This window comes from Paenibacillus camelliae, from assembly GCF_023715345.1.
Classification (GTDB): domain Bacteria; phylum Bacillota; class Bacilli; order Paenibacillales; family Paenibacillaceae; genus Pristimantibacillus; species Pristimantibacillus camelliae.
Map to the genome: position 1 here is coordinate 40,381 of NZ_JAMBNY010000016.1, position 13,044 is coordinate 53,424.

General features: G+C 42.0%; 16 protein-coding genes and 1 other RNA gene. 10 read left to right on the plus strand and 7 right to left on the minus strand.

Going from position 1 to position 13,044, the window contains the following annotated elements:
• Positions 1-90: 90 nt before the first annotated feature.
• Both M3180_RS19050 and M3180_RS19055 read right to left on the minus strand, forming a co-directional pair.
• Positions 91-279, minus strand: coding sequence for a hypothetical protein (locus M3180_RS19050; protein ID WP_432806959.1), 189 nt, complete (start codon positions 277-279; stop codon positions 91-93).
• A gap of 132 nt (positions 280-411) precedes the next feature.
• Entirely contained in the window at positions 412-1,257 is an 846-nt protein-coding gene (locus M3180_RS19055; protein WP_432806960.1) for a YitT family protein, read from the minus strand.
• Between the two features lie 150 nt (positions 1,258-1,407).
• Here M3180_RS19055 and cshA point away from each other — a divergent pair, with 150 nt between their 5' ends.
• Positions 1,408-2,961: a degradosome RNA helicase CshA gene (gene cshA / locus M3180_RS19060; protein ID WP_251670449.1), complete on the plus strand. Its 1,554-nt coding sequence runs from the start codon at positions 1,408-1,410 to the stop codon at positions 2,959-2,961.
• A gap of 78 nt (positions 2,962-3,039) precedes the next feature.
• On the opposite strand, the gene M3180_RS19065 is transcribed toward cshA, so the two are convergent.
• Positions 3,040-3,165, minus strand: coding sequence for a sporulation protein YjcZ (locus M3180_RS19065; RefSeq protein ID WP_251670451.1), 126 nt, complete (start codon positions 3,163-3,165; stop codon positions 3,040-3,042).
• 144 nt (positions 3,166-3,309) lie between these two features.
• On the opposite strand from M3180_RS19065, the gene M3180_RS19070 reads away from it, so the two are divergent.
• The 3 genes from M3180_RS19070 to M3180_RS19080 all read left to right on the plus strand — a co-directional run bounded on the left by M3180_RS19070 (position 3,310) and on the right by M3180_RS19080 (position 4,852).
• Entirely contained in the window at positions 3,310-4,119 is an 810-nt protein-coding gene (locus M3180_RS19070; RefSeq protein ID WP_251670453.1) for a YesL family protein, read from the plus strand.
• 51 nt (positions 4,120-4,170) lie between these two features.
• Positions 4,171-4,352: non-coding RNA, 6S RNA (gene ssrS / locus M3180_RS19075), on the plus strand.
• A gap of 107 nt (positions 4,353-4,459) precedes the next feature.
• The gene (locus tag M3180_RS19080; RefSeq protein ID WP_251670455.1) at positions 4,460-4,852 is read left to right on the plus strand and encodes a DUF1499 domain-containing protein; all 393 of its coding nucleotides are present in this window, start codon (positions 4,460-4,462) and stop codon (positions 4,850-4,852) included.
• Positions 4,853-4,896: 44 nt separating this feature from the next.
• Here M3180_RS19080 and tpx read toward each other — a convergent pair whose 3' ends face one another.
• Positions 4,897-5,415, minus strand: a complete 519-nt coding sequence (gene tpx, locus M3180_RS19085) for a thiol peroxidase (protein ID WP_251670464.1) — start codon at positions 5,413-5,415, stop codon at positions 4,897-4,899.
• Positions 5,416-5,502: 87 nt separating this feature from the next.
• Here tpx and M3180_RS19090 point away from each other — a divergent pair, with 87 nt between their 5' ends.
• Positions 5,503-6,135: a rhomboid family intramembrane serine protease gene (locus M3180_RS19090; protein ID WP_251670465.1), complete on the plus strand. Its 633-nt coding sequence runs from the start codon at positions 5,503-5,505 to the stop codon at positions 6,133-6,135.
• Positions 6,136-6,163: 28 nt separating this feature from the next.
• Entirely contained in the window at positions 6,164-7,063 is a 900-nt protein-coding gene (gltC, locus tag M3180_RS19095; protein ID WP_251670467.1) for a glutamate biosynthesis transcriptional regulator GltC, read from the plus strand.
• A gap of 48 nt (positions 7,064-7,111) precedes the next feature.
• Here gltC and M3180_RS19100 read toward each other — a convergent pair whose 3' ends face one another.
• Both M3180_RS19100 and M3180_RS19105 read right to left on the minus strand, forming a co-directional pair.
• Positions 7,112-7,780 (minus strand): zinc metallopeptidase, encoded by a 669-nt coding sequence (locus tag M3180_RS19100; RefSeq protein ID WP_251670469.1) that lies wholly within the window; start codon positions 7,778-7,780, stop codon positions 7,112-7,114.
• A gap of 75 nt (positions 7,781-7,855) precedes the next feature.
• On the minus strand, positions 7,856-8,296 hold the full coding sequence (locus M3180_RS19105; RefSeq protein WP_251670477.1) for a MerR family transcriptional regulator: 441 nt from the start codon (positions 8,294-8,296) through the stop codon (positions 7,856-7,858).
• Positions 8,297-8,567: 271 nt separating this feature from the next.
• Between M3180_RS19105 and M3180_RS19110 the strand changes: the two genes are divergently transcribed.
• The 3 genes from M3180_RS19110 (at position 8,568) to M3180_RS19120 (ending at position 11,856) form a co-directional block, all read left to right on the plus strand.
• Positions 8,568-9,920 (plus strand): ammonium transporter, encoded by a 1,353-nt coding sequence (locus tag M3180_RS19110; RefSeq protein WP_251670479.1) that lies wholly within the window; start codon positions 8,568-8,570, stop codon positions 9,918-9,920.
• A 75-nt stretch (positions 9,921-9,995) separates the two neighbouring features.
• Complete coding sequence (locus M3180_RS19115; RefSeq protein ID WP_251670481.1) at positions 9,996-11,102, plus strand: DUF294 nucleotidyltransferase-like domain-containing protein; 1,107 nt, start codon at positions 9,996-9,998, stop codon at positions 11,100-11,102.
• 13 nt (positions 11,103-11,115) lie between these two features.
• Positions 11,116-11,856, plus strand: coding sequence for an exonuclease domain-containing protein (locus M3180_RS19120; protein ID WP_251670483.1), 741 nt, complete (start codon positions 11,116-11,118; stop codon positions 11,854-11,856).
• On the opposite strand, the gene M3180_RS19125 is transcribed toward M3180_RS19120, so the two are convergent.
• Positions 11,842-12,279, minus strand: coding sequence for a M67 family metallopeptidase (locus M3180_RS19125; RefSeq protein ID WP_349774497.1), 438 nt, complete (start codon positions 12,277-12,279; stop codon positions 11,842-11,844). The genes M3180_RS19120 and M3180_RS19125 overlap by 15 nt on opposite strands.
• Before the next feature lie 179 nt (positions 12,280-12,458).
• Between M3180_RS19125 and M3180_RS19130 the strand changes: the two genes are divergently transcribed.
• Positions 12,459-13,016 (plus strand): TlpA family protein disulfide reductase, encoded by a 558-nt coding sequence (locus tag M3180_RS19130; protein WP_251670487.1) that lies wholly within the window; start codon positions 12,459-12,461, stop codon positions 13,014-13,016.
• The last annotated feature ends 28 nt before the right edge of the window (positions 13,017-13,044 follow it).

Below are 13,044 nucleotides of genomic sequence, written 5' to 3' on the forward strand. Positions count from 1 at the left end.
CTCTTTTTTATAGATGGATAATAAAAAGCCTTTGCCACGTGGCAAAGGCTTTAAAAATATTAAAGTGAGGCGATATTACCCGATTACCTGTTAATGCAGTATTGTTCCTAGCTGTCCCCGACAGATGCTGAATTGAACGATTTCCAGTGCATCAGAAGGCTCGAGAAGCTCTATTCCATCTCGAAGCACAATTTTGGTGTCGAGTTCCTCTGACGTTAAAAAATGAAACATTTCAGGCGCTAGACGTTCAACAATTGTTGCAAGTTTAACTGTTTCCATATCCATCAACAACACCCCAATCCCAAAGTTTAAAGTGTTAAAGAGAGGAAAAAAACATCGTTACAACGTTGCTATGGAACATTTTTATTATACCACAAAAGAACAAAGATAACACATTTTCGCATTTAGTTTTCATGTAAGTTTTCTAAATTGCCCGATGACGCTGACCGTCTCAACAATATTAACAAAAGCGTGTTGGTCAATGCTCTGTATTTCTTTTTTTAGCCCTGCAAGCTCGTATCTTGTCCGAACGGTCATAAGCATATCTCGATCATTGGACGTAAAGGCTCCGCGGGTTTTAATGATGGTAATTCCTCTTGGGTGGTTCAACAGCTGTTTGAGCATGGCATCAGTTTCCGTCGTAATAATAAACACGGTTACCTTTAAGTGCTTAATGTGAATGACATCGATAATTTTCCCAGCGACAAAGATGGATACAAGGGAGTACATCGCAAGCTCAAAATCCCAAGTGAATAAAATATGTAGTGTAATAACGAGACCGTTTAATGTTGAAAGGATAACACCGAGCGGCAAATCTTTTTTTAACGTTACGATCGACGCAATAATATCGAATCCACCAGTCGATCCTCCGCAGCGAAGGGCAATACCACTAGCTAAGCCAACCGCGATGCCACCGTAAACTGCTCCTAGAAGCTCATCGTGTGCTAGCTGATACACCGGTATTAATTGCATAAACAGTGTTGAAGTTGCTACTGAAAATATACTCCAAATGACAATCTGCTTACCTAATACGAACCAGCCCCAGATCAGTACTGGTAAATTTAATAATAGGAACAGCCAGCCAATATTGCTTTTTGTAATGTAACCAATGACCATCGCAACACCAGATATACCACCACTTAACAGCTGCAGCGGTACAAGCAGCATATTAAATCCAAAAGCTAGCAGTAAGGAGCTGACAGTCATCATAATAAAGCGAAAAACAATCTGTTTTTTGCTGAGCAAAAGATTACGCATTTTTACTAATCACTCCTATGTATAATTAAGACGGCTTATTATTACTATAGTATTATGATAAACGTTAGCTAGTATTCACATGTAAAACTGTGGTATAATAGGTAAGACGTTTTTTTAGAGGCTTTAAAATAGAAGGAGTATGAGAAAAGTTTGAAAACATTTGCTGAATTTGGCTTGGAACCTAAGGTGTTGCAAGCAATTACAGAGCTTGGTTTTGAGGAATCTACACCGATACAAGATAAAGCGATTCCGATTGCATTAACTGGACAAGACTTGATTGGCCAAGCTCAAACTGGTACGGGTAAGACTGCGGCGTTCGGGATACCGCTAATTAATAAAATCCCGGTTAGCGAGGAGCGCATTGTAGCGCTTATTATGACTCCAACACGTGAGCTGGCTATTCAAGTTTCAGAAGAAATCGGTAAGCTTACGAGATACAAAGGACTTCGTTCATTGCCAATTTATGGTGGACAAGAGATTGGCCGTCAAATTCGTGCACTGAAAAAGAAGCCGCAAATTATTATTGGAACACCTGGACGTCTTCTAGACCACATTAATCGTAAAACGATTCGTCTTGAAGATGTACAAACTGTTGTACTTGATGAAGCGGATGAAATGCTGGATATGGGCTTTATGGAAGATATTCAAAATATTTTGAAGCAGGTTCCAGAAGAGCGCCAAACGATGTTGTTCTCTGCAACAATGCCAGCTAACATTCAACGCCTAGCACAGCAGTTCTTGAAAGAGCCTGCGCATGTATCTGTTATCCCTAAACAGGTTACTGCACCATCTATTGAGCAATCTTACATCGAAGTGCATGAACGTCAAAAGTTCGAAGCACTTAGCCGTTTGCTTGATATGGAGTCTCCAGAGCTTGCAATTATTTTTGGACGCACGAAGCGTCGTGTTGATGAACTGAGCGAAGCGTTGCAAAAACGTGGCTATAGTGCAGATGGTTTGCATGGTGATTTGTCTCAGAATCAACGAGATACCGTTATGCGTAAATTCCGCGACGGAAGCATCGATGTTCTTGTAGCTACAGATGTAGCTGCACGTGGACTAGATGTATCAGGTGTTACACATGTTATCAACTTTGACCTTCCACAGGATCCTGAAAGCTACGTACACCGTATCGGTCGTACTGGCCGTGCAGGTAAAGAAGGTAAGGCATGGTCATTTGTTACACCTCGTGAAATTGACCATTTACATTTTATCGAGCGTATTACACGTCAACGCATGGTGCGTAAGCCGTTGCCTAGCTTAACTGAAGCTATCGAGGGTAAACAACGCATTACTGCTGAGCGTATCATTGATATTGTGGAACATGGTGAATTTGCTGAATATAAAGGACTTGCTATTCAAATGCTTGAGCAATATGATTCAGTTCAGTTGCTTGCAGCATCATTGAAGCTGCTAACAGGTGATAAGAAGGAAGTTGAAATTGAGCTTACTCCTGAAGAGCCGCTTCGTGCAAAAAAACGCAGACCTGATGTACGTTCCAGTGGACGCCCATTCCAGCGTGGTGGTGGTGGCAGCAATTATCGCGGCGGTAACAATAGCTCGCGTGATCGTCGCTACGGCAACAACCGCAGCGGAAGTGGGGATGGTAACGGTCGAAGCTACTCGAAAAAAAGTGAAGGACGCAGCTACGAAGGCCGCTCTGATAGACGCCCTCGTTCCAACTCCTACTCCAAAAGCGAGTAAACATGAAAAGTCCGTGTTGCCTGCGGGCAACACGGACTTTTTCTACATATTTACTTATTTGTTCAATCGATTAACGTATTAGTAACCGTAACCGTTACCGAAGCCAAATGTTGCAACAATGATAACTAGAAGAATGAATAGTACTAAAACCCATGCAGCGTAATTACCACCGTATCCACAGTTGTTGTATGATGCGTTGCCCATATTAGCAACCTCCTTTAAGTTTTCTTGTTGGGGAACATACCATATACTATGCTGTAGCTTATCGTTGGTTTAGACCAATACCCAGATAATGTGATTTTGGGCTATTTTCTCTTCTGTACTTTTTTGAAAATGGAGGCGTATTCAATGGAACCTAGAGGTGTTATGGGTGGGATTTACCGACTTACAGAGTGGATAATGAGGCTATCGGTCATTAATCTATTATGGATATTGTGCGGCGCGCCGTTCTTTGTGTTCTTCTTTATGAGCTTTATATCTCTTGTAAATGGACAAGTGCCTGAAGATCAAATGTTGAGCTTCATCCAGACCGCTTGCTTAACCTTAGGAGTCTTAGCACCATTCACATTCTTCCCTTCAACGGCTGCGATGTTCTCTGTTGCTCGTAAGTGGGTTACTGGTGAAGGTGATGTACCGATGTTCAAAACCTTCTTTAAGGGATATAAGGATAACTTTAAGCAAAGTATGCTCGGTGGCATTATCTATACGATTCTTATTATTGTTCTTGTTGTCGATTATTACTTCTTCGCAAACAGCGGCAGCGGACAAATTGTTTCAGGTATTTTCATTGGATTAATCGTACTTGCTTTAGTTTCATTACTTAATTTCTTCTCTATGCTCGTACATTATCATATGAAAACGTTCCAATTAATTAAAAACTCAGTGCTTATTACCATTGGTAAGCCGTTACGCTCGATTACGACAGCAATATTAGTTGGGTTTGTATTGTTTTTAAGCTTCACTCAATTTACATGGCTACTTCCTTTCTTTACTGGGAGCGTGATCGCGGCTGTTGCTTACTGGAATTTTAATCTAATTTATACTAAACTGCAGCAGCAGCTCGAGGATATGAAGAAGAATGAAGAAGAAGAGGTCGAAATTGCTGCGGAGATGGATCGTGAGGATCTCGTAAAGTCAGATTATAAAGATACCAAATAATTACAGAGGCAAATTCGTTTACATTTGCCCTAAATCGGTCTATAATGACATTACATCCTGCGATGTACGTAACGCTCAGCGTTGTTTTGAACCAATGGCTGTTTCACGGGAGTTCAAATCTTTATGCAGCTGACCTGCCCTTCTACAGGGACTTCAAATGCATAAATGCGGACACCCACCTGCGAGAGCGGGTTCAGAAACATTTTGAGCTGAACGGCATATGCGGGTTGTCATACGTAGATCGAGAGCGATTACCGGTGCAAGCTGGTGAAAGCTCTTTTTTCATACATAGAATCATGTTATCATGTAGAGAGTTAGGACACAGAGGGGGAGATCACTGTTGTTAAAACGCACCTTAGTTGGGTTAATACGAAGCTTTGAGGGAACAGGGGACAAGGCAAAGGATCCTGCATTAAAATCACACGTCTACAAGCTATCCAAAGATAAAGCTTGGGAGGAAGTCGTGTCTACTTTAAAGAAGATGCAAGGATATAAGCTTCTGCATGAGGTACAAAGCGTTGGCGAGATCGTTCTAGAAAAGCGGACGATATTCGGAAGAACGATGGATATTACGGTCTCTGTCATTGGTGTGGATCCATTGAGATCCGCCGTAGATATTTATTCGGCATCGAGAGGCTCTCTAGGAGATCTAGGCTCTAATTATCGAGTTATATTAGACATTTATCGCGTGCTAGACAAAAAGCTTTCTGCATACAAGCTGAATAATGTTTAAAGAAAAAGCGAGGAAGGGCTATCCTTCACTCGCTTTGTTTCCAGTTATACCAGCTCTTTAACAGCTGCGATCGCAGCGTCATAATTAGGATGGTTAGACATTTCTGACAAGTACTCAACGTATTTTATTTCGTTGTTTTCATCTAGGATGAAAATAGAGCGCATATCCAGTGCAAATTCCTTTATGTATACGCCGTAGGAAAGGCCGAAGTTGTTGTCCTTATAATCAGACAGCATCACGACGCGATCTACACCGGCTGCACCGCACCAGCGAGCTTGAGCGAAAGGTGTGTCGACGCTAACTGTTAGTACGACGACATTGTCTCCTAGGCTGGATGCAGCTTCATTGAATTTACGGGTTTGAGCTTCACATACACCCGTGTCAATGGAAGGGATAACACTAATAAGCTTAACTTTACCTGCATAATCCTGTAACGATACATATTCACCCAATGATTTGCATAGGGTGAAGTCCGGAGCTTTATCTCCTACGTTTAATTCTGGACCAACTAATGTAATCGGATTGCCCTTTAAAGTAGCAACACCAGTGCGTTCTTGAGTCATGAAAAAAACCTCCTTAAATAAGATGCATTACGTACATATTATAACGTTACGATTTAGGGATGTCCAATCACAAGAGGAGGTAATGCTATGATTTTCATACGTTACGAAAGCTTTAAAGGGTATTTACGGAGTTATCCGATTACGGCTGCCATTGCATTTTTATGCATTGTTTGTTTTATAATTACGTTAATTCCTGCTTGGGGAAATAAAGCTTACAGCTTTGGGATGTTCGTAGCTATCACTGGCATTGATCCAATGGGACTAACAGAGCCGTGGCGCTACGTCACATCTGTGTTCCTGCATGCGGATTTCGGTCACTTATTTAAAAATATGATGATGCTGATTATATTTGCTCCACCTCTCGAGTTTGTGATGAAAAGTCGGCGTTATGTATGGTTCTACTTGCTGTGCGGAATTGGGGGAAATGCTCTCTCAGCCGTAATGAGTAATATACAAGGAGATGGCTATCATCTATCTCTGGGCGCTTCAGGAGCTATTTTCGGAGTGTTTGGTGCATATTTCTTCCTTGCAATGTTTCGTAAGCAGCTATTAGATACAGCATCGATTAGAACGATCTATATTATTTTAGTAATAAGCTTAATTACAACCTTCGTCACACCGATGATTGATGTATGGGGTCATATTGGCGGATTTATTACCGGCTTTATGCTGTACCGTTTTTTTGATCAGCTGCAAATGAACAAGCTAAAAAATAGATAAATAGTAGGAGTAGGAGAGAATTGATGATATGGAACTGCGACAGCTTTATTATTTTGTAAAGGTGGCGAAGAAAGAGCATGTTACGCAAGCTGCTGAAGAGCTTCATGTCGCGCAATCAGCGGTAAGTAGGCAGATACATCAGCTGGAAGAGGAGCTAGGAGTAAAGCTTTTCGTGCAAAAGGGAAGAAACCTGCAGTTAACACCAGTTGGTCAGCTATTTCTACGCAGAGCCGATGAAATATTAAAGGATCTTGAGCGTGCAGTGCAGGAAATTCATGAATTTCTTGACCCGGAAAAAGGCGAGATCCGCCTAGGGTTTCCGCATAGTCTCGGAATATCACTCGTTCCTCAGGTTGTGGCTGCCTTCCGTAGTCATAATCCTGATGTTCGCTTTAGGTTTAAACAAGGGATGTACCCTTCATTAATTCGTGACCTGGTTAAAGGAGAAATTGATCTTGCATTTATTTCACCAGTGCCGAACGATATCGAGCAAGTAACAGGTAAGGTACTTATTACAGAGGAGTTATTTGCAATTCTTCCTAGTAATCATCCGTTGGCCCGCAGGGAACAGGTTCGACTAGAGGAGCTGAAGACTGATCCGTTCATTATGTTTAGTGAAGGGTACTCTCTGCGTTCGCTTGTTATTAACGCTTGTGAGCAGGCTGGGTTTAAACCGAATATTGCATTCGAGGGGGAAGAGACCGAGACGATTCGGGGGCTTGTAGCGGCTGGAATGGGGGTAAGCTTGCTTCCTAAGCTTGCTGTTGAATATATATCGCCGCTTCCTATCTCGATTGTTAAGGTTGTTGATCCTGTCGTTACAAGAAATATCGGGCTCATCCATCGAACGAATGAAAAGCTGCCGCTAGTAGCAAAGGTATTTTACAATTTTTTATTAGATTACTTTGCAAAGTATACAAAGCAATAATAAAGGCGAGTGTGAACATCTATGTTGATGTTCACACTCGCCTTTTCATTATTCACGATTTTGTGTAAGGATTAATACGAATCGAATAAGCTCGATTAAAGACAACAGTGCAGCAGCTACATAAGTCAACGCTGCGGAGTTAAGCACTTTTGCAACACCGCGCTCTTCATCACTGCGGATAAAGCCTTCAGCTACCATTAAATCTCTTGCTCGATTACTTGCATTGAACTCAACTGGCAGTGTAATGAGCTGGAATAGAACGGTGATAGCGAAGAAGATAACACCGATTTGTGCAAGACCAAACATATTAAATAAGAAACCGGCAAGTAGAAGAAACGGTGCAATCCCCGATGCAAAATTTACAATTGGGAAAATTTTATGACGAGCTACTAGGAATGGATAGGATTCCTTGTGCTGAATCGCATGCCCGATTTCATGACATGCAACCGATATCGCGCTAATTGAACGCTCATAATATACAGGCTCTGATAAGCGTACAACACGATTGATTGGATCGTAGTGGTCAGTAAGAGCGCCTGCTACTGGTTCGATCGGGATATGCTGTAGACCATTGTTGTCCAGCATTCTTCTTGCAGCTTGATATCCCGTTAAGCCGCTTGATGCCTCTACGTCGGACCATTTCTTAAATGTTCCTTTAACTTTGAACTGTGCCCAAATTGTCAATCCGAAAGCCAAAATTAACAATATGTAGATCATATTTACATTCCTCCATAAGATGTTAATAGACGCAGTCGAGAAATCGTACAAGGATCATGTAAGTGGGAACGTTAACTATATAATTGACCCTTTGTTAATGAGGATCATTAATGCCTCCATACAAGCGGCTGTTTGTGGGAGAAGACGGGAATAAAGATGCTTCGCTTGCTTCGGCTTTAGCTGATCCAATACAGGTTCTAGCTCCTTCACTTCACGTTGCAAGGCATGCAACTGTTTCTCCAGCTCAGAAAGCTTTTGCTTGATCTCTTTCTTCGGAGAGATATGATCCCATTGCTCCAAAATGTTCTTAATCTCGTCTAACGTATATTTGTCTTTTTTTAATGATTCAATACGTTCTAATCGCTCTAAGGTTTCAACATTATATAGACGATAATTAACTTTTGACCGTTTTGCAGGCATGATCAGTCCAATCGAGGTATAATAATCAATCGTCCGTGAGCTTATATTCGCGCGTTCGGCCAATTCTCCGATGCGTAGAAGCGTTGCCTCTGTCAATATTGTTCACCGTCCTTTCTAACGTATCTTTATTATTTTAATAGGAAAGAGTGTTGCTCGTCAAATATGTATATAGGTATTTCAGCGCCTTGTTACTAGCCAATTGAACTATATGTCAGCTTAGTGAAAGCTATCAATTGAATAGGAAGATATGCATTGGAATGCAAATTAAAATACAAATAATCAATTCAATACCGTCGCCATCACGGATATAATGACATTAAATCTTTCTTTTGATGTCAGTATACCTTACAAAATTGGAGTGGTGATTATGGTTAAGAAAACATTACTAGCTTTGGGTCTGCTTTCAATGGTTTTTCCTTTTGCAGCTTATGCGTCAGAGGCAGAACTGGCGAAGCTAACGATGGGTCTCGATTCATTATGGGTTATGCTCGCATTTATTCTAGTTCTACTTATGCAAGGCGGCTTCATCTTATTAGAGGCTGGTTCAACACGTATGAAAAATGCAGGTCACGTAGCTGGTAAAACTTTACTGACGGTTGGATTAGCAGCGTTAGTATATTGGGCAATTGGCTATGGCATTGCATTTGGTACAAGTGATCTAAATGCATTTATAGGATGGGGAGAGTTTTTCTTTAACCCGGCTAAGGCAGCTTTAGAAGGGGAGAGCTTCCCAGCTGCAGTATTTTTCTTATTTCAATTAGCGTTTGCAGCAATCTCATTATCCATTGCTTGGGGAGGTTTTGCTGAAAGAGCTAAGCTCGGCTCTTATATCGTATTTACATTGTTTTATGTTTCCTTTATTTACCCGATCGTTGCACATTGGATTTGGGGTGGCGGCTGGTTAGCTGATCATGGTGCGCAAGATTTTGCAGGCTCTACCGTTGTACATTTATCAGGTGCAGTAGCAGCGCTCGTTGCTACGATCCTTCTTAAGCCTCGTATCGGTAAATTTAACAAAGATGGATCACCTAATGAAATTTTAGGACATAACCAAGTATATACTGCTTTATCCGTGCTACTGCTATGGGTTGGTTGGTTTGGATTTAACGCAGGCTCGACGGTTGCGATTGATGATGGATTTTTTGCTTACGTAGGCTTTACTACGATGCTTGCGGCTGGTGCTGGTGGGGTTGCTGCAATGCTTATCTCTTGGATTGTTGGAGGTAAAGCAGATATTACGACAATGTTGAATGGTGTGCTTGCTGGTTTGGTAGCTATTACAGCTTCCTGTGCATTTGTTGATCCGTGGGCTGCAGTCGTTATCGGTCTAATTGCTGGCGTGCTAGTGTTTTACAGTGTGAAGCTGTTCGAGAAGCTTAAAATTGACGATCCAATTTACGCGCTTTCCGTTCATGGTATGGCAGGGATTTGGGGTACGCTTGCTAACGGTATTTTCGCAACACAAGAGCTTGCAGAAAAAGTTGGAGTTGGTCAAGGCGGCTTAATCGACACAGGAAGCTTCAAACAACTGTGGGTACAAATCGAGTCAGTCGTATTTGCAGGAGTATTTGTTGCCGTTGCATCCTTTATCGTACTAGGTGTAATGAAGGCGATTATGGGCTTCCGTGTTACTGAAGAGCAAGAAATTATCGGGCTTGACCTATCAGAGCATGGTGTCTATGGATACCCTGAACAAATGAGTAAGACTGAAAAAGTATAGGCTGTCGGTGGTCATCTCTGCCTCTAATTATGTTTAGCTTATGTTATTGTATTGCGGTTAGTAGAGAGATATAGGTTGTTCATTAAAATATGCTGGGAGTCGATCGCGTTGGATGCTGGTTACTATGCAGAGCTTAAAGATAATATTATACAGGCTGATCAGCTCCTTCAGCTGCGGCGCATAAGAGATCGATTCCAGCACGCAATACAGCCAGCGGAGCAAACATGGAGTGAGAGCAGCAGCGTTGCACAATATAACGCTTGTATTAATGAACTTCACGACGCGCTGATCTCTAGAACCATTAAGATTGCAGAACGCAGCATGACAGGAGAAGGACTCGGTCCTCCTCCTGTCTCTTATTGCTACTTATTGCTTGGCAGTGCTGGGCGAAGTGAGCAAACGCTCGCAAGTGATCAAGACAGTGCACTCATCTATGCAGATCATGAATCAGCTGATGAAGTGAAGATGTATTTTTTAGCTTTCGCTCAAAAAATCGTAACGATGCTGACTGAGCTTGGTTATCCACCTTGTGAAGGTAAGGTCCAAAGTGATCAACGTTTATGGTGCCAATCAGAGACAGAATGGATCGACCAGCTTAATCATTGGTTTACTGATGCCAGCTGGGAATCAGTGCGCTATTTATTGATCGTAGCAGATGGCCGTTGTATTGCTGGAAGTAGCTTGCTGCAAGAACGTGTTAGAGCGAGCTATGAACAAGGGATTATTCAGCATCCTCCTATACTTGAGCGTATGATCGATAATACACTACATCATAAAGTGCTTCTAGGGATGCTAGGACAATTTATTACCGATCGATACGGAGAGGCAGCCGGCAGCATTGATGTAAAGTATGGCGCCTATATTCCAATGGTAAATTCAATCCGGTGGTTAGCATTGAGAGCAAACATACGAGAAACGTCAACGCTATCCAGATTGGAGCAATTGTATCAGCAAGGCATTATAACAGAGAATGATTACGTCTCGTATCGTGATGCTTTTCTGCAAATACTCGCACTTAGGCTAATGGCGGGCTTTCACACCGAGAATAATCAATATAAAGGGAATAGCAAGCTATATCTGAGCAAAATAGATAAAAGAGAAAAAAGAAAACTGAAGCATAATTTAAAGCTGGGGAAGAAGATGCAGAGGCTCGTATTGATGAAATTTGCAGCATATAAGTAGGATGGTGCTATAGATGAAGGAACCAAGCGGGATAGGGAAAATGTGGAATTTGTATAAGCTAGGTGGAATTACACCCGCCATTGCTTCCGTTCTAGGCGCTAACCATGCTCAGCAGATGGCACAAATAAGAAGCTTGAACCGTTTGCAGCAGAAGACAAACGCTTGGGATAAAAAGCTGACTGAGCTTGACATCGTTGTTTTTGATTTAGAAACGACAGGCTTTAGTGTAACGAATGGCGATGCCATCATATCGTTCGGTGCAGTTGCAGTGAGAGATGGTTGTATTAGGGAAGAGGAGAGCTTTTATTCATTAGTGAACCCTAAACGATCCATTCCTTCAACGATAACGGAGCTGACAGGGATAACGAACGAAATGGCTCAACAGGCAGAGGAGCTGATAGATGTACTCAGCGCATTTATGCAGTTTGTTGGCAAACGGGTGCTTGTTGCTCATGCATCAGGTCATGATAAAAAATTCCTTAATCAAGCGCTGTGGAAAACGTCAAAAACAAGCCTCAATCACCGCGTAATTGATACGATGATGCTTGCTAAATGGTTAGAGCCGTCTTTGCCCCAATATGATCTGGATTCCTTACTACAAAGGCACCAAATTCCTATTCACAATCGTCATCATGCGTACTCCGATGCTTGGATGACTGCCCATCTGTGGCTAAACTATATCCAAGCAATTAAAGAGAAGAAACCAAACATCAATACGCTAGGAGATTTGTATGCATATTTAAGCCAGCATTAGTGGACAGTCCCAGAATCGATTTGCCGCATGATCAAAGCGGTAGAATTGAAGCTGTGGTCTGTCTATTTGTTTTAAACTAACAATCGCATAAATTAATTGGTGATCGATAAAGCCTTCGATATCTGCTTGAGATGGACTAGCTTCTTCCGCTGGATGGGAATGGAAGATGCCAACGACATGGTGACCGGACTGTATCGCCGAAAAATAATGATGCACCCACTGCTCAGCATCGAACAGAAAGGCCTGTTCAGCGGCTTCGTGACGATTGACAATCGGCTGGAAATCTATAATCGTGTCGCTATCAGTCGCAGCGAGCAGCAAGCCGCAGGCCTCGTATGGTAGCTGCTGTGCACAATAGTCAATGATTCGCTTTGTACAGCTTTTCGTAATGGATGAAACTCTGTTATTGCTCGTACTGATGATAGTCCTCTCCCTTCATATAGAACTGAATTGATGAACAGTAGAGGGGGCCTCTATTAGCCAAGTATAGCAAAATTAACGATTGCATACACTAATACTATACGGATTCGAAGCGAAGCTTGAAGCGCTTATCGCTTCCATGATAGTATTAACTATAGTATAGACAGAGGAAAGGGCAGACTATGAAAAAGATTTCTTCTATTCTTGTTATTGCATTACTACTTGGCGGATTTGCAATTTACGAGTTTGTTCAATCAGGCAAGCAATCCTCAACTAGTGCACAATCGATAGCCATGCAGACGTTTAAGCCGAAGGCAGGGGAGCTTTCATTTGCTAATGAGCTGCCTAATCTTAATGATGTTCCAATTAGCTTTGGCGGAGAGCAAGAGGGCAAACTTCAGCTCATCAATTTCTGGGCTTCCTGGTGTGGTCCTTGTGAACTTGAGGCGCCGGATTTACAGAAGCTGCATCAGAAGTATGGGGATAAGCTTGCGATGTTCGGTGTGAATGCGACGGATACAGATAATGAAAGACAAGCGAGAAAATTTGTAGACGATTTTGGCTTCACCTTCGAGGTACTGTTTGATCGCGATGGCGATATTACGAAGCTGTACCGCGTGAATACATTTCCTACAAGCTTCATCATCGATGATGAGGGCGTAATAAAAGAAAGAATCAATGGAGTCATTACGCTTGAGCAGTGGGAAAAGATCATAGACTCACATCTAATAAATTTATAAATATGTTTAAAGGCGTGTATCACGGAAG